The 18,102-nt window shown below is 71.0% G+C and carries 14 protein-coding genes; 4 read left to right on the forward strand and 10 right to left on the reverse strand.

The features are described 5' to 3' along the window. Window positions 1–6 precede the first annotated feature (6 nt). The gene (locus ACFU95_RS07025) at window positions 7–936 is read right to left on the reverse strand and encodes a sensor histidine kinase (RefSeq protein WP_383822867.1); all 930 of its coding nucleotides are present in this window, start codon (window positions 934–936) and stop codon (window positions 7–9) included. Between the two features lie 175 nt (window positions 937–1,111). Here ACFU95_RS07025 and ACFU95_RS07030 point away from each other — a divergent pair, with 175 nt between their 5' ends. Both ACFU95_RS07030 and ACFU95_RS07035 read left to right on the forward strand, forming a co-directional pair. Beyond that, the gene (locus ACFU95_RS07030; RefSeq protein WP_383822960.1) at window positions 1,112–1,819 is read left to right on the forward strand and encodes an ABC transporter ATP-binding protein; all 708 of its coding nucleotides are present in this window, start codon (window positions 1,112–1,114) and stop codon (window positions 1,817–1,819) included. Beyond that, window positions 1,816–4,131 carry an FtsX-like permease family protein gene (locus ACFU95_RS07035; protein ID WP_383822869.1) on the forward strand — a complete coding sequence of 772 codons (2,316 nt, stop codon included), beginning with the start codon at window positions 1,816–1,818 and terminating at the stop codon, window positions 4,129–4,131. The genes ACFU95_RS07030 and ACFU95_RS07035 overlap by 4 nt, the downstream gene beginning before the upstream one ends. A 132-nt stretch (window positions 4,132–4,263) precedes the next feature. Here ACFU95_RS07035 and ACFU95_RS07040 read toward each other — a convergent pair whose 3' ends face one another. After that, the gene (locus ACFU95_RS07040; protein WP_383822872.1) at window positions 4,264–5,583 is read right to left on the reverse strand and encodes a jacalin-like lectin; all 1,320 of its coding nucleotides are present in this window, start codon (window positions 5,581–5,583) and stop codon (window positions 4,264–4,266) included. 149 nt (window positions 5,584–5,732) lie between these two features. Between ACFU95_RS07040 and ACFU95_RS07045 the strand changes: the two genes are divergently transcribed. Together ACFU95_RS07045 and ACFU95_RS07050 are read left to right on the forward strand one after the other, a co-directional pair. Further along, window positions 5,733–6,353, forward strand: coding sequence for an ArsR/SmtB family transcription factor (locus ACFU95_RS07045; RefSeq protein ID WP_383822873.1), 621 nt, complete (start codon window positions 5,733–5,735; stop codon window positions 6,351–6,353). Next, window positions 6,350–7,699 carry an MFS transporter gene (locus ACFU95_RS07050; protein WP_383822875.1) on the forward strand — a complete coding sequence of 450 codons (1,350 nt, stop codon included), beginning with the start codon at window positions 6,350–6,352 and terminating at the stop codon, window positions 7,697–7,699. The genes ACFU95_RS07045 and ACFU95_RS07050 overlap by 4 nt, the downstream gene beginning before the upstream one ends. Window positions 7,700–7,789: 90 nt before the next feature. Here ACFU95_RS07050 and ACFU95_RS07055 read toward each other — a convergent pair whose 3' ends face one another. The 8 genes from ACFU95_RS07055 to ACFU95_RS07090 all read right to left on the reverse strand — a co-directional run bounded on the left by ACFU95_RS07055 (window position 7,790) and on the right by ACFU95_RS07090 (window position 18,101). Then, complete coding sequence (locus ACFU95_RS07055; protein WP_383822877.1) at window positions 7,790–8,584, reverse strand: ABC transporter permease; 795 nt, start codon at window positions 8,582–8,584, stop codon at window positions 7,790–7,792. Between the two features lie 16 nt (window positions 8,585–8,600). Beyond that, window positions 8,601–9,407 carry an ABC-2 family transporter protein gene (locus tag ACFU95_RS07060; protein WP_383822879.1) on the reverse strand — a complete coding sequence of 269 codons (807 nt, stop codon included), beginning with the start codon at window positions 9,405–9,407 and terminating at the stop codon, window positions 8,601–8,603. A gap of 1 nt (window position 9,408) precedes the next feature. Further along, on the reverse strand, window positions 9,409–10,431 hold the full coding sequence (locus ACFU95_RS07065) for an ATP-binding cassette domain-containing protein (RefSeq protein ID WP_383822882.1): 1,023 nt from the start codon (window positions 10,429–10,431) through the stop codon (window positions 9,409–9,411). A gap of 138 nt (window positions 10,432–10,569) precedes the next feature. Continuing rightward, window positions 10,570–13,458 carry a glycoside hydrolase family 2 TIM barrel-domain containing protein gene (locus ACFU95_RS07070; protein ID WP_383822885.1) on the reverse strand — a complete coding sequence of 963 codons (2,889 nt, stop codon included), beginning with the start codon at window positions 13,456–13,458 and terminating at the stop codon, window positions 10,570–10,572. Window positions 13,459–13,485: 27 nt separating this feature from the next. Further along, complete coding sequence (locus ACFU95_RS07075; protein ID WP_383822888.1) at window positions 13,486–14,382, reverse strand: carbohydrate ABC transporter permease; 897 nt, start codon at window positions 14,380–14,382, stop codon at window positions 13,486–13,488. Beyond that, a complete protein-coding gene (locus ACFU95_RS07080) occupies window positions 14,379–15,344 on the reverse strand; it encodes a carbohydrate ABC transporter permease (RefSeq protein WP_383822890.1) in 966 nt (321 codons plus the stop codon). Before ACFU95_RS07080 ends, ACFU95_RS07075 begins: the two co-directional genes overlap by 4 nt. A gap of 20 nt (window positions 15,345–15,364) precedes the next feature. Next, a complete protein-coding gene (locus ACFU95_RS07085) occupies window positions 15,365–16,630 on the reverse strand; it encodes an ABC transporter substrate-binding protein (RefSeq protein WP_383822893.1) in 1,266 nt (421 codons plus the stop codon). A gap of 223 nt (window positions 16,631–16,853) precedes the next feature. Then, on the reverse strand, window positions 16,854–18,101 hold the full coding sequence (locus ACFU95_RS07090) for an ROK family protein (RefSeq protein ID WP_383822896.1): 1,248 nt from the start codon (window positions 18,099–18,101) through the stop codon (window positions 16,854–16,856). Window position 18,102 lies beyond the last annotated feature (1 nt).

Here is an 18,102-nt window from a genome sequence, read left to right on the forward strand (position 1 = left end):
GTGTCGTCATGGCCGGTCCAGGGGGATGCGGGCCCGGACGCGGTAGCCGCCGCCGAGGCGCCGCCGGGCGTCCAGGTCCCCGCCGTACACCGCGACGCGTTCCCGCAGCCCCAGCAGACCGCGCCCGGTCCCTTCCCGGTGCCGGGAGAGCGGGCGGGGCGGCTTCGGCGACGCCCCGCCGGTGAGCACGCTCGGCCCGGTGTTCAGCACCTCCACGCGCAGCGCGTGGTCCGCGTACCGCACGGTGACCTCGGCCTGGCCGCCGTCGCCGTGCCGGAGCGCGTTCATGAGCGCCTCCTGGACGATGCGGTACGCCGTCACATCGATCCCCTGGGGGAGGGGGCGAGGTTCACCGGACATCCGGACCTCGACCGGCAGTCCCGCGAACGAGACACGGTCGACGAGCCGGCCGAGCCGGTCGAGGCCGGGCTGCGGGGTGAGGCCGGCGCCGGAATCGTCGTAGCCGCCGAGGCCGGCTCCCGGGCCCGCCCCCGGGTCTTCCCCCGAGCCCGCTGCATGGCCATGGTCCCCGTCCGCGTCGTCGTCCGCGCCGCTCGGCGACGGGGCCAGCAGCCCCAGCAGATGCCGGAGGTCCGTCATCGCGCCCCGCCCCGCGTCCTCCACCGCCCGCAGCGCCGCCGCCGCCTCGTCCGGCATCGTGCCCAGCACCTCGCGGGCGGCACTGGCCTGCACGACCATGAGGCTGACGTTGTGGCTGACGATGTCGTGCAACTCGTGGGCGATACGGCCTCGTTCGGCCGCGACCGCGGTCCGGGAGGCGCGCTCCCGCTCCCGCTCCAGCAGCCAGCCGCGCTCCCCGACGGCGTCCCGCCAGCGGCGCCGCGTCCGCAGCAGCGCGACGGTCAGCGCCAGTACGGCGGCACCCGCCACCGCGAGCGCCGCCACCGGGCCGTTCGGCATCCAGTCCTCCCCCATGGGGTTCACCCTGGCAGACGATCACCGTGTCCGCATCGGCCCAAAGATGCAGGCCCTGCATCCCGGGAATGAGACGAGCGGCCAGATGCCATCCGGGGAGGGATGCCCGCTCCCGGGTCCGCCTCGTAGCGTCCTGCCCATGGTCACCGAGGACAGCAGGGGGACTGAGGACGGCATGGTCACTCAGCACGGCAGGACAGAGGTCGTCGTACGGCTCGACGGCGTGCGCAAGGAGTACGGCGAGACGACGGCGTTGGCCGGTGTGTCGCTGGAGATACGGGCCGGGGAGGCGGTCGCGGTGATGGGCCCGTCGGGATGCGGGAAGTCCACGCTCCTCAACATGATCGCCGGGCTGGACCGGCCGACGGGCGGCGAGGTCGTCGTACACGGCGAGAACGTGGGGGAGTTGAGCGAGAAGGGCCTCGCCCTGTACCGGCGGCGACGGATCGGCATGATCTTCCAGTTCTTCAACCTCATCGACGATCTGTCGGCGCTCGACAACGTCGCCCTGGCGGCGCAGCTCACCGGCACGCCCGCACGGCAGGCCCGGCGGCGCGCGCTGGAGCTGTTCGACGAACTCGGCATCGCCGACCGGCGCGGCGCCTACCCCGCCGTGCTCAGCGGCGGTGAACGCCAACGCGTCGCCGTGGCACGGGCGTTGATGAACCGCCCGGCCCTGCTGCTCGCCGACGAGCCGACCGGCGCGCTGGACAGCCGCTCCGGGGAGCAGGTGATGGACCTGCTGCTCGACCTCAACCAGATCGGCCAGACCCTGGTCCTGGTGACCCACGACGAGCACCTCGCCCGCCGCTGCGCCAGCCGTCTGGTCGAGGTCGCCGACGGCCGGGTGACCGGCGAGCACACCCTGGAGCCGTCCGCATGAGGGCCGTGTGGAGCGCCGCCCGCGCGGCGGTACGGCGGCGCAGACTCCAGACACTGGTCATCGCGCTGGTCACCCTGACCTCGACGGCGGCCATGGTGGTGGCCCTCGGCCTGCTCGACGCGGCCTCCGCCCCCTTCGACAAGGCCTTCGCCCGGCAGCGCGGCCCGCACGTCGTCGCCGCCTTCGACCCCGCCGAGGTCTCCGACGCACAGCTGACGGCGGCGGCACGGGCACCCGGCGTCGAAGCCGCCGCCGGCCCCTACGCGCAGGCCACCCTCGAACTCCCCGACAGCAGCATGCGCTTCGGCCTCGGCACCGAGATCACGGTCGTCGGCCGCGCCGACCCCGAGGGCCCCGTGGACCGGCTGGACCTGTGGGCCGGCCGCTGGGCCACCCGGCCCGGCGAGATCGTCCTGAACCGGCAGTCCGACTGGACCCCGGACGACCTCGGCAAACGGCTCCCGATGCCCTCGGGCGGCCCGTCCCTCACGGTCGTCGGGTTCGCCTTCGACCTGAGCCGGACCGCGGACGCCTGGGTGGCGCCCCAGCAGATCGACGCCCTGCACCCGACGGACACCCAGATGCTGTTCCGCTTCCCCGACGCCGCGACGGACGGCCGGCTGCGCACACAGCTCGCCACGGTGACCGAAGGGCTCCCGGCGGACGCGCTCACCGCCTCCCGGTCGTATCTCGCGCTCAAGCACCAGGTGAGCAGTTCGGCCCGGGCGTACACGCCCTATCTGATGGCCTTCGGCGTCCTCGGCATCGCGGTCGCGGTCCTCATCATCGCCAACGTGGTCAGCGGCGCCGTCATCTCCGGCTTCCGGCACATCGGCGTGCTCAAGGCTCTCGGCTTCACACCGGGGCAGGTGGTCGCCGTCTACCTCACGATGATCTCCGTACCCGCCGTGCTCGGCTGCGCGCTCGGCACCGCCGCGGGCAACCTGATCGCCCGCCCCTTCTTCGGGTTCGTGTTCACGGGCCCCGACGCCGGGGTGCTCCACGGCTCCGTCGGCCTCGCGCCCTGGATCACCGCCGTGACGCTGCTCGGCATGCCCGCCGTCTGCGTCCTCGCCGCGCTCGCCCCCGCGCTGCGCGCCCACCGGATGTCGGCGGCGCGGGCGATCAGCGCGGGCAGCGCCCCACGTGCCGGCCGTGCCCTGGGCATCCAGCGCCGACTGGCCGGCAGCAGGCTGCCACGCTCGGTGAGCCTGGGCGTGGGCCTGCCGTTCGCCCGGCCCGGGCGCAGCGCCCTGACGCTCGCAGCCGTCGTCCTAGGCGTGACCACCGTGACCTTCGCGACCGGGCTGGCCACGACCATGACCCGGTTCGGCGAGGCCGGGCGCGACGCCTACCAGGTCACCGTGTACGCCTCGAACCTCAAGGACGGCAAGGAGATCCTGCCCGAGCACGACGACCGCGAACTCCAGTCGCTGCTGCGCGAATTGCCCGGAGCGAGCGAGATCACCGCCCGGGGGCACGCCGACGTACGCCTCACGGGCTCCGCCCACCCGGTGATCCTCGAAGGACACCGCGGCGACCGCACCCAGCTGGACAGCGTGCTCACGGCCGGGCGATGGACCCGCGGCGGCGGCGAGATCGTGGCCGGCTCGGCCTTCCTGCGTCAGAACGGCGTACGGGTCGGGGACCGGGTCAGCCTGGCGAAGGGCGACCGGACGGAACGGGTGCTGGTCGTCGGGGAGTTCATGGAGAGCAACGCCCGGGTCGTGGTCGCCGACTGGCCGACGCTGATGGCACTGGCCCCGGACAGGAAGCCCATCGCCTACCACGTCAAGCTCCGCGACGGCACCGACCCGACCGCCTACGCCCGCGCCGCCCGGGCCGCCGATCCAGGGGTCACACCGGATGTGCGGGGCGGCAACTCCGTCACCCGGACGATCATCGGCTCCGCCACCGCCCTCACCCTGATGCTCGCCGTGGTCGCGTCGCTGGGCGTCTTCAACACGGTGGTCCTCAACACCCGTGACCGGCGACGGGACCTGGGCATGCTGAAGTCGATCGGCATGACACCGCGGCAGGTCACCGTGATGACGGTGACGTCGATGGCCGTCCTCGGCGCGATCGGCTCCCTGCTCGGCATCCCGCTGGGCGTGGCGGGCCACCGGCTGGTGATCCCCCGCATGGCGGACGCGGTCGACATCACCCTGCCCCCCTCCATGACGGACGTCTGGCAGGCCCCGGCCCTGGCCGGGCTCGCCCTGGCGGGGCTGCTGATCGCAGTGCTGGGAGCACTGGTCCCGGCGCGACGGGCGGGGCGGCTGACGGTCGCGGAGGTGTTGCGCAGCGAGTAGCGGGTGAAGGGGCCGGTCGGCAGCGTCTGCCGCGGTCACCGTCGAGCGCCACGTCCTCGGCCGTACGCGGAGGGCGTGGCGCTCGACGAGTCCTGTCGCCGAGGGCTCGACGCGGGCGGCATACGGCGCCGGTCAGCCGATCGGCGCGTACAGCACCCCCAGCTTGTCGAGTTCGTCACCGGCGCGCCCCGTGAACCCCGCGATCTGCCAACCGGACGGTGCCGTGAAGGTCCTGCTGTCCGAAGTCGCCGTACCGGCGGACAGAGTGCGGCCCTTGTCGGTGGTGAAGGCCGCCGAGAAGATCCGCGTACGGCTGTCCTTCTGGCCCTGCGTCAGCTTCACGGAGGTGAGGTGTTCACCGGTGGCCAGGGTCAGGGACGTCGCCGTGCCGCCGGTTCCGCCGTGGGTGAGGGTCCTGCCGCCGTCGTGGGTGAGGGACAGCGCGTCCAGGCGGGAGCCACCGCGCAGGGCCAGGGTGCGCGGGGACACGGAGGCCGGCAGGTCGTCGGCGTCGTTGAAGGCCGTACCGTGCGGGCCGCCGAAGAAGTCGCTCGCCTTCAGGGACGGGGCGAGGGTGTAGGAGAAGTCGACCGTGTGCGGGAAGTGGTCGGACAGGTTGCCGCCCGCGGAGTCGAGGAACGACGCCCACTCGTTGTTGTAGCGGGTGGCGTCGAGCGTCAGGAGCCTGCTGCCGCGGTAGAGGACCTTGTCGACGACCTCGCAGCCGTTCGGCGGTGCCGTCGTCGGGCAGAGCAGCGCGTCCGCGCCCTGCGTCGGCCGGACACCGCCCTTGACCAGCTGCACCCACGCGTCCGTCAGGCCGTTCTCGTCGGCGAGGGTGCGGATGTTGTCCCCGCCGCGGGTGTACCGGGTGTTGGTGTCACCCATGACGATGACCGCGTTGCCGGAGGAGTTGGCCTGGATGAAGTCCGACAGCTGCTCGACGTTGGCGCGGCGGGCGGCCAGCGCGTCGGCCGAGTCGTCGGCGTTGGTGTGCACGTTGTAGAGGTCCACGAAGACGCCCTCGGCGAGGCGGACCCGGGCCAGCGAGAAGCCCTTGGGGGTCAGGCAGTTGGTGCCCGTGCAGTCGTTCCACTTCACCCGCTCGAAGTCCTCGAAGGCATGGTCCGAGAGGGTGTTGAGGCCGTCGCCGAAGGGCACGCCGCCGCTGGTCGCGGTGCGGTACGGGTGGTTGTCGCCGGCGTACAGGGCCGCGTGGTAGTTGAAGTCCTCCTGCACGTTCACGATGTCGTACGCCGCCAGCCGCGGCGAGATCAGCGGGGTGTTGGTCTCCGGATTGCCGGAGCTCAGGCCCTCCGGGAGGCCCGCGACGTTGTACGTCAGGACGTTGAAGGTGCCGGAGACGGCGGCCGTCGCGGGCGTGGCGCCGGTGGTGGCGAGGCCCGTGACGGCGAGGGCGGCGGCCGCGAGCGCGCCGAGAAGTCTTCTCATGGTGGGGGTGTCTCCGCTCAGGGAACGGCAGGGAAGTTGAACGCTGCTCAGGTTCGACGGCAACCAGTGTGGCGGGCAAGGGCGGTTGGGGAAACAGTGAGAGTCATGAGAGTTGACTCTCATACTTTGTGAGACGACACTCTCACGTCATGGGAGCGGATTCCGGCACTGGCGACAACCGTCTCGGCGACATCGAGATCACCGACCCGAAGGCCATGCGGGCACTGGCGCACCCCGTGCGCCTCGCCGTCCTCGAACGCCTCCAGCGGGACGGCCCCGCCACGGCCACCCAACTCTCCCCGCACGTCGGGGCCACACCCTCCGTCACCAGCTGGCATCTACGGCATCTCGCGGGCTTCGGGCTGGTCAGGGACGCGGCCGAGGGCGGGAGTGACCGACGGGAGCGGCGATGGGAGGCCGTCGCGCGGGGTTTCCGGTTCCAGATGCCGGAGGACGCGGAGGGCACCGCCGCCGCCCGGGCGCTGGGGTGGGAGATGTTGGCCCGGGCCGCGGAACTCGCCGAGCGCTGGGCCACCGACACCGAGCCCCGACTGGAACCGGCGTGGCGCCGGGTCGCGAAGCTGGCCGACACCCGGATCGTGGTGTCCGCCGACGAACTGGCCGCCATCGACGACGCGATCGAGGCCGTACTCGCCCCGTATGTGCTGCGCGACGCCGCCGACCGGCCGCGGGACACCCGTGGCGTACGGCTGCTGCGTCACGCGCTGCCGGAGGCGGCGGAGGCAGCCGCCGAGGACACGGAGGCATGAGAGGCGGGCGCGGGCTCGTGGCCCCGGCCTCCCTGTGGCGGGACCGGAGGTTCGTGCTGTCCTGGGCGGGCAATGCCGTCTCGCAGTTCGGTGACCGGATCTCAGAGCTGGCCCTGCCCCTGATCGCCGCCGGGGTGCTCGACGCCTCCGTCGGCCAGGTGGCCTGGCTGACGGCCCTGGTCTGGACGCCGAACCTTCTCGCCGTCGCGCTGGGCACATGGGTCGAACGCGGGCCCCGCAAACGGCGGTTGCTGATCGTCACCGATCTCGTGCGGGCGGGGGTACTGGTGACGGTGCCGATCGCCTGCTTCTGGGGCGCCCTGACCTTGGGGCAGTTGTACGCGGTCGCCCTGCTGACCGGCCTGGCGAGCGTCGTGGCCGGCTGCGCGTGGGCGCCCTTCTTCGCTCTGCTGGTGCCGCGTTCGGCGTACGTCGAGGCCAACAGCAGGTTCGGCGCCGCCCGTTCGGTCTCCCTGGTCGCGGGGCCGGCGCTCGGCGGCGGGCTGGTACAGGCGCTGACCGCGCCGGTCGCCCTGGTCGCCGACGCGCTGTCCTTCGTGGCGTCGGCGCTGCTGCTGCGCCGGATCGAGATCGACGAACCGGCCCCGGCCACCGCGGGCCGTCCCGCACTCGTACGTGACGCGCGCGAGGGCGTGACCCACATCCTGCGCGACCCGGTGCTGCGCGCAAGCCTGGCCTGCGCGACGACCCTCAACTTCTTCACGTTCGTGTCGAGCACCGGCCTGGTCGTGCTGTTCGCCGACCGCGTCCTCGCACTCTCCCCGGCGGCCATCGGGCTGGCCATGGGCATCGGGGCGAGCGGCTCCCTCGTCGGCGCGCTGGGGGCACCCTGGCTGGCCCGGCGGATCGGCGTGGGACGCGGTGTCGCCGTCGGCGCCGTCCTGTTCCCGGCGCCCATCGCCCTCGCCGCCGCGGCCGACGGGCCGGCCTGGGCCCGCGCCGGGATCCTGGCCGTGACCTACTTCCTCGTCGGCCTCGGCGTCATGCTCTTCGACGTGAACCTCAACTCCCTCCAGGCCGCGGTGATCCCGGACGCCCTGCGCAGCCGCGTGGCCGGCGCCTACAGCACCGTCAACTACGGCGTACGCCCGCTCGGCGCGATCGTCGGAGGGACGCTCGCCACCACGATCGGCCTACGGGCGACCCTCGTCACGGCGGCTGTCGGCGGGGCGCTGTCGGTGTTGTGGCTGTTGCCCTCGCCGATACCGGGAATCCGCGATCTGGACCACGGCCTGAACCGCGACCCGGGCCCCGACCAGCCGTCCCCCGCCTTCGAACGCACGCCCGGCCCGGTCGGGCGCGCAACGGACCCGTCGCGGCCCTGACGGCGTCCCGTCCCCGTACCGTCCGGCACAGCGCGCCGCGCGGTACAGGGACGGGGCCTGCCCTGGCGCCTCGACGGGGTGGAGCGACCGTCATCCGTTCACGCCCGCGTAGTGCCCCAACGCCCACCGCCACAGCCACCGCGCTCCCAGATACGCCAACAGTCCCAGCAGGGGCGAGGACGCCGCCAGCCAGAACGGCACGGCCGTGTCGTGGCCGGTGAGGACCGCGGCCGGGAAGTACGCCACGAAGGCGAGCGGGAGGGCGAAGGTGAGGAAGTCGCCGACCGCCTTGGGGAGCACGTTCAGGGGGTAGCTGCCGAAGGTGCCGAGGAGCTCCTCCAGCCAGCGCCCCCAGTAGTCGGCGGCGGGGTAGCGCAGGGACGCCGAGGCCACCGCCGTGAACAGGGCCGCCTCCAGCAGCATCCCGCCGATCACCGCGGCGATCAGATAGCAGACCCGGCCCGCCGACCAGTCCAGGGTGCTGCGGCTGAGCGCCCCCACCATCAGGCCCGCCGCGACCGTCAGGTCACCGATCGCGTTGGTCGGGAAGTAGTCGAGCTGGACCTGGCGGTGCACCGGCATCGGGCGCAGGAGGTAGATGTCGATCCTCCCCTCCTGGATCTGCCGGCCGATGAAGTGCGTACGCCCCAGCAGGAGCACGAACAACCCGTGCGCGAGCATCCGGATCGCCGGGATCAGCAGCACGTCCGAGCTCTCCCAGCCGCCCATCCCGGTGAACCGCGCCAGCAGCACCGTCGCGAACACGATCACCGACACCTGCCAGATCGCGCCGATCGCGATGTTCAGCAGGAACTCGGTGCGGTACTCCATCGCGGAACGGATGTTGAGCAGCGAGATGCGCCACACGATACGCAGCGATTTCATGGCCTTCACCGACACCTCAGCCTCCCTGCGAGATCACGCGCCGCGCGGCCCGCCGCCACACCCACCGGGTGAGCAGCGCCAGCACGACGACCCAGCCGGCCTGCACGGCCAACTGGACTCCGGCTTCGGACAGTTCGATGCGACCGACGTAGATCGACAGCGGCACGCTCAGCGTCGCCTGGAAGGGGAGGAAGGCGCTGAGCGTGATGAACCAGTCGGGGAAGAACCACAGCGGCGCGTACACGCCGGACATCAGGTTCTGCGCGAAGATCAGGATCAGCATCGCGGAGTTGTTGCGGATGGTGAAGAAGCACAGCTGGTCGAGGACGAGCATGACGTAGTACAGGACCCACTGGCCGAGCAGCATGCTCACCACGAACACCCCTGCCACGGCCGCCGATCCGGGGGGTTCCACGACCCCCGCGGCCAGGCAGACCGCGTATCCGCCGAGTGCCCACGCCAGCCCGTACAGCTGCTCGCCGAGGGCCCGCAGGGCGTAGTAGCGCTGGGGCGGTAGCGGGCGCAGGTACCAGTAGACGATCGTGCCGAAGTGCAAGTGCTGGAGCACCATGTCCCGCCCCGCGGACTGGTCCAACTCCCGCAGCCGGGAGGCGAGTACGGCCAGGACGGCGTAGGTGACCGCCTGGTCGCGGCTGAGTCCGGCGGTGGTCCCGGTGTGGGAGTACAGGCCGCGCCACAGCGACGCGACCAGGACCACCTGGACGGTCAGCCGGAGCAGGACGGCCGTCATACGGGGCGGCGTGTGCAGCTCGCCGAGCGGCGTGACGCGGGCGACGCGCCAGCCGTGCAGTACGGAGGCCATCTCAGGCTCCTTCCGCCGCGGTCTCGGCGGGCACGGCCTCGGCATACACGTACGCGGCCCGCATCACGTCCTCCAGGTCCGCCTCGTCGAGGGCGAGGTCCGTCACCTCGTACCGCTCGATGACCCGCTTCAGCGCCTGGTGCACGGTCGGCGCGTCGGGGCCGTCCGGGCCGAAGACCGCCTGCGGGCCCTCGCGGTGCAGCAGGGCGATGCCCGGCAGCGAGCCGGCCTCGGTGTGCGGGTCGGCGAGCGTCACCCGCACCTGCCACGTCGAGCCGAACTTGCGGCGGATCTCGTCGAGGGTGCCGTCCAGGACGAGCCGGCCGTGGTTGACCAGCACGACCCGCTCGGCGAGCCGCTCGACCTCGGTCATGTCGTGAGTGGTGAGCAGGACCGTACGGCCGCGCTCCTCCACCTGGTGCCGCAGGAACTCCCGCACCTGCTCCTTCACCACCACGTCCATGCCGATGGTCGGCTCGTCGAGGAAGACCACCGGCGGGTCGTGCAGCAGGGCGGCGGCCAGGTCGGAGCGGACCCGCTGGCCGAGCGAGAGGTGGCGGACCCGGGTGTCCCAGAAGGAGGAGAGGTCGAGGAGGTCGTCGAACTCCCTGAGCCGCTCCGTGTGTTCGGCCTTCGGCACCTCGTAGATGTCCCGCAGGATCGCGAACGACTCGCGCACCGGGAGGTCCCACCACAGCTGGGTGCGCTGCCCGAACACCGTGCCGATGTTGCGGGCGTTGCGCTCACGCTCCTCGTACGGCACCACGCCGGCGACGCGGGCCTCGCCCGCGGTGGGGGTGAGGATGCCGGTGAGCATCTTGATGGTGGTGGACTTGCCGGCGCCGTTCGGGCCGAGCAGGGCGAGGAGCTCGCCGGGGGCGACGGAGAAGGTCACGTCGGAGACGGCGTGCTTGGCGACCTTCTGCGGGTTGACCAGAGAACGGAGTGCGCCGGCGAAACCGGGGCGGCGGACGGTGGTGTGGAAGGTTCGGGACAGACCGCGAACCTCGATACTGCCAATCAAGCGACATCAACTCCCTTGCTGTGAACGCACAGTGCGGCCGGTCGGCAGGTGTGCCGACCGGCCGCGGGCGACCCTCCGCACGCTGTCGGAAAGTCGATCAATCGGTCAATCGATTTACAGTCTTCTCACGACTGTTTCTCACTCGGTGGGCTCGCCGGACCCGGCTGTCGAGAACACGAACGAGAACTCCGTCGGCCCGGCCTCCAGGAAGTACCGCGGCAGCGGACCCGGACCGCAGGACTGCGAACCGATGCCGTGCTGGCCGTGGTCGAGGTTGATCCAGAGGGTGTCGCCCGGCGTGAGGTCGGTCAGATGCCGGGCGGCGTCCAGCTGCTCGTTGGTCCAGCGCCGGGCGCTGAACCAGTACTCCGGGTCGCCCTCGATCCGCAGGCCGCCGAGCTCCGCCCAGCGGACGTCGGCACGGGCACCGTTCTCCTGCGGGCGGACGTAGGGGGTCTGGAGGTCGTCGATGCCCGGCAGCCACTGGCCGAGCTTCGAGGCGGCACGGGTGTCCGGGTACGCCTCGGACCCGCCACCGAAGTACAGGACCTCCTGAGCGGCGTCGGCCGGCAGCCCGAAGCGGATGCCGAGCCGGGGCAGCGGCACGGTCCATTCGCCCTCGGGAGTCACGGACACGGTCAGCTTCAGCAGGTCGCCGTCGGATGTCCAGCGGTACACCGTGCGCAGGCCCACCTCGGCGGCGGCGGGTGCCACCCGGGTGCGGACGGTCAGCGCGTCGTCGCCCAGCTCCACGGCGTCCAGCCGGTGCCGCATCCGGTGCAGACCGAGCTTGCGCCACAGTGCGGCGTAGCACGTGTTGTTCTCCCAGGCCCCCTCGTCGTTGTCCGTCGTCGCCCGCCACACGTCCAGGCGCAGCCCGGTCACGTCGAGGCCGCAGATCGTCGTCGGCCGGCCCGAGTGGGCGTCGAAGGTCCCCGGGCCGAGCGTGATCAGCCGCTCGTCGTGCACGGGCCGCTCCGCGGCGGCGACGGCCACGGGCGCGCGCGCGGCCACGGCCTCCTGGCCCCACGCCACCTCGTGGCCCTTGGGCCCCCAGGCCGTGTCCTCGGCGAGCAGCGCGCGGACCGTCCACAGGACCTCGTCGCCCTGGCCGTCGGGGGCCGCCGCCGGGAGCTTGACCTCCGCCGACTCACCCGGCGCGAGGGCGGGCACCGCCAGCGTGTGGGCACCGGTGGGGAATCCGTCCACCGCGTAGGAGAACTCGAACTCCAGGTGCGAGAGATCGGCGAAGTCGTACGCGTTCGTCACCCGTACGGTGCCGCCGGTGCCGTCGCCCTCGATGCGGACCGGCTCGATCACCTTCTTGTACTCGACGAGTCCCGGGGACGGCCGCCGGTCCGGGAAGACCAGCCCGTCGCAGACGAAGTTGCCGTCGTGCAGCTCCTCGCCGAAGTCGCCGCCGTAGGCGTAGCCCAGCTCGGGGTGGGTGACGCCGTGGTCGATCCACTCCCAGATGAAGCCGCCCTGGAGCCGCTCGTACCGCTCGAAGATCTGCTGGTAGTCGGCGATCCCGCCCGGACCGTTGCCCATCGCGTGGCCGTACTCGCACTGGATGAAGGGCAGATCGCGCCGCTTGAGCGTGCCGCCGTCCAGCTCCTGCCCGATGCGCTCGACCTCCTCGTGGGAGGCGTACATCCGCGAGTACACGTCGGTGTCCCGGCAGTTCCAGTCGCCTTCGTAGTGCACCAGGCGCGAGGAGTCCCGGCCGTGGATCCACTCGGCCATGGCGGTCAGCCCGCGCCCGGTGCCGGCCTCGTTGCCGAGGGACCAGAAGACGACGGACGGGTGGTTCTTGTCGCGCTCGACCATGCGGGCGGCGCGGTCCAGCAGGGCCGGCGTCCAGCGGTCGTCGTCGACGGGGTTGTCCCGCCAGGCCTGCTCGGTGAAGCCGTGGGTCTCCAGGTCGCACTCGTCGATGACCCACAGGCCGTACTCGTCGCACAGGTCGAGGAAGGCCGGGTGCGGCGGGTAGTGCGAGGTGCGCACCGCGTTGAGGTTGTGCCGCTTCATCAGCAGCACGTCCTCGCGCATGGTCTCCAGGTCGAGGGCGCGGCCCTTGTCGGGGTGCCACTCGTGCCGGTTGACGCCCTTGAAGAGGATCGCCCTGCCGTTGACCTTGATGAGGCCGTCCTCGAGGACGACGGTACGGAAACCGATCCGCAGGGGGACCCGCTCGCCCGCCGTGACCAGCTCGCCGTCGTAGAGCTTCGGCGCCTCCGCCGACCACGGCTCGACCGGGACCGTCACCGACTCGCCGGTCGCGACATCGATGTCGAGGGCGGGCACGGACACCCGCCCGTCGACGTCGGAGTCGACGCGCAGGGTGCCCTCGCCCGTGGTGTGGTCGTAGGCGGCGTGCACGAAGAAGTCGCCCACGCTGCCCGTCGGGCGGTGCAGCAGGGTGACGTCACGGAAGATGCCCGGCAGCCACCACTGGTCCTGGTCCTCCAGGTACGAGCCCGCCGACCACTGGTGCACCCGGACGGCGAGCACGTTCCCGGCCGGCTTCAGCAGGTGTCCCACCGCGAACTCGTGCGGCAGCCGGGAGCCCTTGAACTCGCCGATGTCCGTGCCGTTCAGCCAGACGCGGGCGCAGGACTCCACGCCGTCGAAGCGGATGACCGCCCCGCCGTCAGCCGCCCAGTCCGCCGGCAGGTCGAAGACCCGCAGGTGGTCGCCGGTCGGGTTCTCGGTCGGCACGTGCGGCGGGTCGACCGGGAAGGGGTAGAGGTGGTTGGTGTAGATGGGCGAACCGAACGCGCCGTCGCCCTGGAGGACCCAGTGGCCGGGGACCGTGACCTCGGCCCACTCCCCGGCGTCGTATCCCTCCTCGGCGAACGAGTCGTCCTCGGCGTCGGCGGTCGCCGACAGCCGGAAGCGCCAGCTGCCGTTGAGGGACAGGGACTTCGCGTCCGAGGCGGCGTACCAGGCCCGGGGCGGGAGGGCCCCGCGGCCCGGGGAGACGTCCTCGACGTAGTCGACGGAGGGGGTGGTGCGGAAAGACATCGGTCTCCAGCTCTTGGGAAGAAGGCGTCAGCCCTTGATACCGGTCTGCGCGATCCCCTGCACCAGCCAGCGCTGGAGGAAGAGGAACACGAACACCAGGGGCAGGATGGAAACGGCCGTCGCCATGAAGATCAGATGGAAGACGACGGTCTGGTTGGTCATGTAGCTGGAGAGCGCGACCTGCACGGTCCACGAACTCGGGTCCTGCCCGATGACCAGGGGCCACAGGAAGGCGTTCCAGCCCGCGATGAAGGTGATGGTCGCCATCGCCGCGAAGAAGTTCAGCGAGTTGGGTACGACGACACGCCAGTACGCGCCCCAGTAGCCCAGGCCGTCCATGCGTGCCGCCTCCTCCAGTTCCTTGGGGAACCCCAGGAAGTACTGCCGAAAGAGGAAGCAGGTGAAACCACTGAACAGGCCCGGAATGATGAGGCCCCGGTAGGTGTCCACCCAGCCGAGGGAGGAGACCAGCACGAAGCTCGGTACGAAGGTGACCGCGGTCGGGACCATCAGGGTGCCCAGGACGGCGTAGAACACCTTGTTGGCGTGCTTGTACGGGATGCGGGCCAGGCCGTAGCCCGCGAGGGAGCACAACAGCAGGACGCCGACGGTGTGCAGGGTGGCCACGACCGCCGAGTTCCACAGGGTCTGGGCGAAGGGGACCGTCTCGTCGCTGAAGAGCTCGCTGATGTTGCCCCACTGGATGTCCGTGGGGAAGATCTTCCAGGTCTCTCCGGTGATCTCGGCGTCGGTGGAGAGGGCGTTGCGGACGAGGATGTAGAACGGGATCAGGAAGAGGAAGGCGGCGACGCCCGTGGCGATGTAGAGGCCGGTGGAGTTCATCACGCCGCCACCGCGCCTGACCCGGCTGGGTGTGTCAGACGCCGGTGCGGACTTGCGCACCTTGGGGATGGTGGAGGTCACTTGGACTCGTCCCCCCTTCCGAAGCCCATGATCTTGCCCTGGAGCAGGGTCACGGCACAGATCAGCACGGTCAGAATGAGTGCGCCCGCGCTGCCGGCGCCGTAGTCCTGGCTCTCGCCCAGGGCCTTGTAGTACAGCTCGACGAGGGGCGGGCGGCCCCAGGTCGTCTTCGACAGCAGGTTGAAGAACTCGTCGAAGGCCTGGTAGGCGGCGACGAGCAGCAGCAGGATCACCGCGGTGGACGTGGCGCGCAGCTGGGGCAGGGTGATGTACCAGAAGGTCTGCCAGCCCGACTTGGCGCCGTCGATGGCGGCGGCCTCGTACAGCTCCTCCGGGATGTTCTGCAGCGCGGCGATGAACAGGATCATGTAGAAGCCGGACTGCAGCCACAGCCGGGCGGTCACGATGACCAGCCAGTACCAGGGCGGGTTGGGGTCGATCAGCCAGGCGATGTTCTCGACCCCGAACCAGCCGAGGACCGTGTTCATCAGGCCGAAGCGGACGCCGCTGAAGATGGACATCTTCCAGATGAGCGACGCGGCGACATAGCTGACCGCGGTCGGCAGGAAGAAGACCGAGCGGAAGAACGCCCGCATGAAGCGCAGCCGGTTCACCAGCAGGGCCAGGCCCAGCGAGAGCGCCCAGGTGGTGGGCACGATGAACGCGGCGAAGACGGTGAAGGTGCCGAGCGAGCCGACGAAGTCGTCGTTCGTCAGCATGTACTTGTAGTTGTCGAAGCCGACGAACTTGTCCGGCGTGACGGTGAAGCGGGCCTCGAAGAAGCTCAGCCAGAGGCTCCAGAGGATCGGCGTGTAGACGAAGATCGCCAGACCGATCAGGAACGGCCCCGTGAAGAGCCAGAAGGTGAACGTGGGGCTGCCCCGCAGACCCCGCCGCGGCTTGGCCGATGAGGCCTTCGCCGGGGCGGGGCTCGCGAGGTCGAGCTTGGAGGTCGTCGACATGTCGTGGTCCGTCCCGCGGCCTATCCGAACAGCTTCTTGAGCTCGCGGTTGACGGCCGTGTCGCACTTGTCGAGGGCGGCCTCCGGGTCCATGTCCTTGCGGACGCAGTTGGCGAAGACGTCCTCGAAGGCGGTGCGCATGGCCTGGGTCCAGCCGATGTTGTCGAAGTGCCCGAACTCGTTGAAGAGCCGGACGCCCTCAGCGGCGTTGCCCGACTTGAGCTTGTCCGCCTCCTTGGCGAGCGAGGTGCGCGGCGGGATGTGGAAGCCGTAGGAGGTGGCCCAGTCCTCCTGGTACTCCTTCTGGTCGATCCACAGCCACTTGACGTACTCCTTGGCCGCGTCGACGTTCTTGCCCTTGGCGTTGACGAACATCGACCAGCCGCCGTTGTAGACCGACGCCTTGCCGCTGTCCGTGACCTTCGGGAAGGGGAAGACGCCCCAGTCGTCGCCGAGCGCGTCCTGGATCTGCGGCATCGCCCACATGCCGCAGAACTGGATGGCGCACAGGCCCTGGTTGAGCGAGGAGGGGTCCCAGGACTCGGTCGGGGCGCCGAGGAGGAGGTCGCCGCTGGTGAACAGCTGGCGCATCTTCTTCAGGCCCTCGACGACGCCGTCCGTGTGGTAGGCGATCTCGTTCTTCTCGGTGAGGTGCTGGGCGCCGGACGACCAGATCAAGGTGTCGTTGACGCTGTGCAGGTCGTTGCCCATGTACAGGCCCTTGACCTTGCTGGTGGTGAGCTTGGCCGCGGCCTCCATCAGCTCGTCGAACGTGGTCGGCACCTCGACCTTGGCCTTCTCCAGCATCGACTTGCGGTAGAAGAAGAACTGCGGGTCGTCGATCATCCGGACGCCGTATATCTTCCCGTCGACCGTGTGCGACTTGATGTCGGCCGGGTTGAAGTCGTCCTTGACCGGCCCGACGATGTCGGTCAGGTCCGCCACCTGACCGCTCTTGACCATCTGGATCTGCGGGTGGAACTCGAAGAGGTCCGGCGCGTTGTCGGTGAGCAGGGCCGAGAAGAGCTTGCTCTCGAAGTCCGCGCTGGTGATCCACTGCGTGGTCACGTTGGCTTCCTTGTACGCCTTCGCGTACCGCTTGATGGCCTGCTCGGTGCCCGCCTCGCCGTACGCGTGGAACATCTGCACGAGGTTGGTGCCCGAACCGGATCCGCCACCGCGGCCGTTGTTGCCGCCGCAAGCGGCCAGCCCGCCGGCGGCGGCCAGACCGAGCGCGGCCCGAAGTGCGGTGCGGCGGTCGAAGTTCCTGTTGCTCAATGCCGACATGCTGACGTCCTTGTCTCGAGTACGGCTGCGGCTCTGTGCCCGTGCCTGCGGCTGGAGCGGCTCAGCGCCAGTTGGCTCAAATGGGGCTGCGGTGCGGGACGTTAACCTTCGGCTAAGGCTTCGGCAAGGGGTTGGACGAAGTCTGTGCGAAGCGTTGCGCAACGTTCGGGATACCGGACGTATCGGGGTCGCGGGGCACCGCACCCGTGACCCGTGAGGGTCGCTAGGAAGGTGGTGCGGTACGACTCCTCGCGGGGGTGGTGGTGCGTTTCGTCTGCCTCTGCCCGACGGACTGCAAGGCCCCCTCCAGCGCGAACGTGGCCGCGCCCAGGCACACCGGGTCGGTGGGGATCGGGGAGAGGACGATCTGGGTGGCGGCCATCGGCCGCGGCAGCGCGTGCCGGCCGACGGCCTCGCGCACCTCCGCGACCAGGGGTTCGCCGAGGGCGGCCGCGACCCAGCTGCTGAGTACGACCACTTCGGGGTTGAACAGGTTGACCAGGTCGGCGATGCCGGCCCCGAGGTAGCGGACCGTGTCACGGAGCACCTTGAGCGCCACCGGGTCGCGTCCCCGCACCCCCCGGGCGAGCGCGTCGATGGTGGCCGTCTGGTCCTCCGGGTGCAGCAGCGGGTTGTCGGCGCTCAGCTCCCGCAGGGTCAGCATGATCCCGGACGCGCCGACGTACGCCTCCACGCAGCCGTGCCTGCCGCACCGGCACAGCCGTCCGTCCAGGACGATCGTGGTGTGGCCCCACTCGCCGGCGCTGTTGCTGACGCCCCGGTGCAGGCCGCCGCCCAGGACCAGTCCGGCGCCCACGCCGGTGCCGAGGTTGACCACCACGGCGTCCCCGCTCCCGCGCGCCGCCCCGAACCACAGCTCGGCCACCGCGCTGGCCCGCAGCGGGTTGTCCAGGTACAGCGGGTAGGCGATGTGCTCGGTGAGCAGGTCGAGCAGCGGCACGTCGTGCCAGTCCCAGTTGGCGGCGTACTCGGAGATGCCGGTGGCGCGGTCCACCTGCCCCGGCACGCTCACGCCGACGCCGAGGACGCGCGCGCCCTCGATGCCGGCCTGCGCCACCACCGAGCCGACGGCGGCCGCGACATGGCCCACCACCTGCTCGGGGAGGCTCTCGCCCGGGCGGACGTCCTCCTCGGCGCGGGCCAGCACGTTCAGCCCGAGGTCGAACAGCTCGACATGGACGTACGTCTCCGCGATGTCCACGCCGATCAGGGCGCCCCCGGAGGCGTTGACGGCCACGAGCCCGCGGGGGCGGCCGCCGGCCGAGTCCTCGAACCCGACCTCCGTGATCATGCGGAGGTCGAGCAGCTCACCCACGAGGGTGGCGACCGTGGCGAGACTGAGACCGGTGGCCGCCGCCAGCTCCTGCCGGGAGGTGGGTGACGCGGCGATGATCTGGCGCAGCACCTCGTAGCGGTTGGCGGTGCGGATATCGCGTGATGTGCGCTTCAAC

This window comes from Streptomyces sp. NPDC057623, from assembly GCF_042800355.1.
Classification (GTDB): Bacteria; Actinomycetota; Actinomycetes; order Streptomycetales; family Streptomycetaceae; genus Streptomyces.

What these genes read in the sequence shown, in the direction of transcription:
- ACFU95_RS07025 (WP_383822867.1), bottom strand. Translation starts at nt 936, where the DNA reads ATGGGGGAGGACTGGATGCCGAACGGCCCGGTGGCGGCGCTCGCGGTG.
- ACFU95_RS07030 (WP_383822960.1), top strand. Translation starts at nt 1,112, where the DNA reads ATGGTCACTCAGCACGGCAGGACAGAGGTCGTCGTACGGCTCGACGGC.
- ACFU95_RS07035 (WP_383822869.1), top strand. Translation starts at nt 1,816, where the DNA reads ATGAGGGCCGTGTGGAGCGCCGCCCGCGCGGCGGTACGGCGGCGCAGA.
- ACFU95_RS07040 (WP_383822872.1), bottom strand. Translation starts at nt 5,583, where the DNA reads ATGAGAAGACTTCTCGGCGCGCTCGCGGCCGCCGCCCTCGCCGTCACG.
- ACFU95_RS07045 (WP_383822873.1), top strand. Translation starts at nt 5,733, where the DNA reads ATGGGAGCGGATTCCGGCACTGGCGACAACCGTCTCGGCGACATCGAG.
- ACFU95_RS07050 (WP_383822875.1), top strand. Translation starts at nt 6,350, where the DNA reads ATGAGAGGCGGGCGCGGGCTCGTGGCCCCGGCCTCCCTGTGGCGGGAC.
- ACFU95_RS07055 (WP_383822877.1), bottom strand. Translation starts at nt 8,584, where the DNA reads ATGAAATCGCTGCGTATCGTGTGGCGCATCTCGCTGCTCAACATCCGT.
- ACFU95_RS07060 (WP_383822879.1), bottom strand. Translation starts at nt 9,407, where the DNA reads ATGGCCTCCGTACTGCACGGCTGGCGCGTCGCCCGCGTCACGCCGCTC.
- ACFU95_RS07070 (WP_383822885.1), bottom strand. Translation starts at nt 13,458, where the DNA reads ATGTCTTTCCGCACCACCCCCTCCGTCGACTACGTCGAGGACGTCTCC.
- ACFU95_RS07080 (WP_383822890.1), bottom strand. Translation starts at nt 15,344, where the DNA reads ATGTCGACGACCTCCAAGCTCGACCTCGCGAGCCCCGCCCCGGCGAAG.
- ACFU95_RS07085 (WP_383822893.1), bottom strand. Translation starts at nt 16,630, where the DNA reads ATGTCGGCATTGAGCAACAGGAACTTCGACCGCCGCACCGCACTTCGG.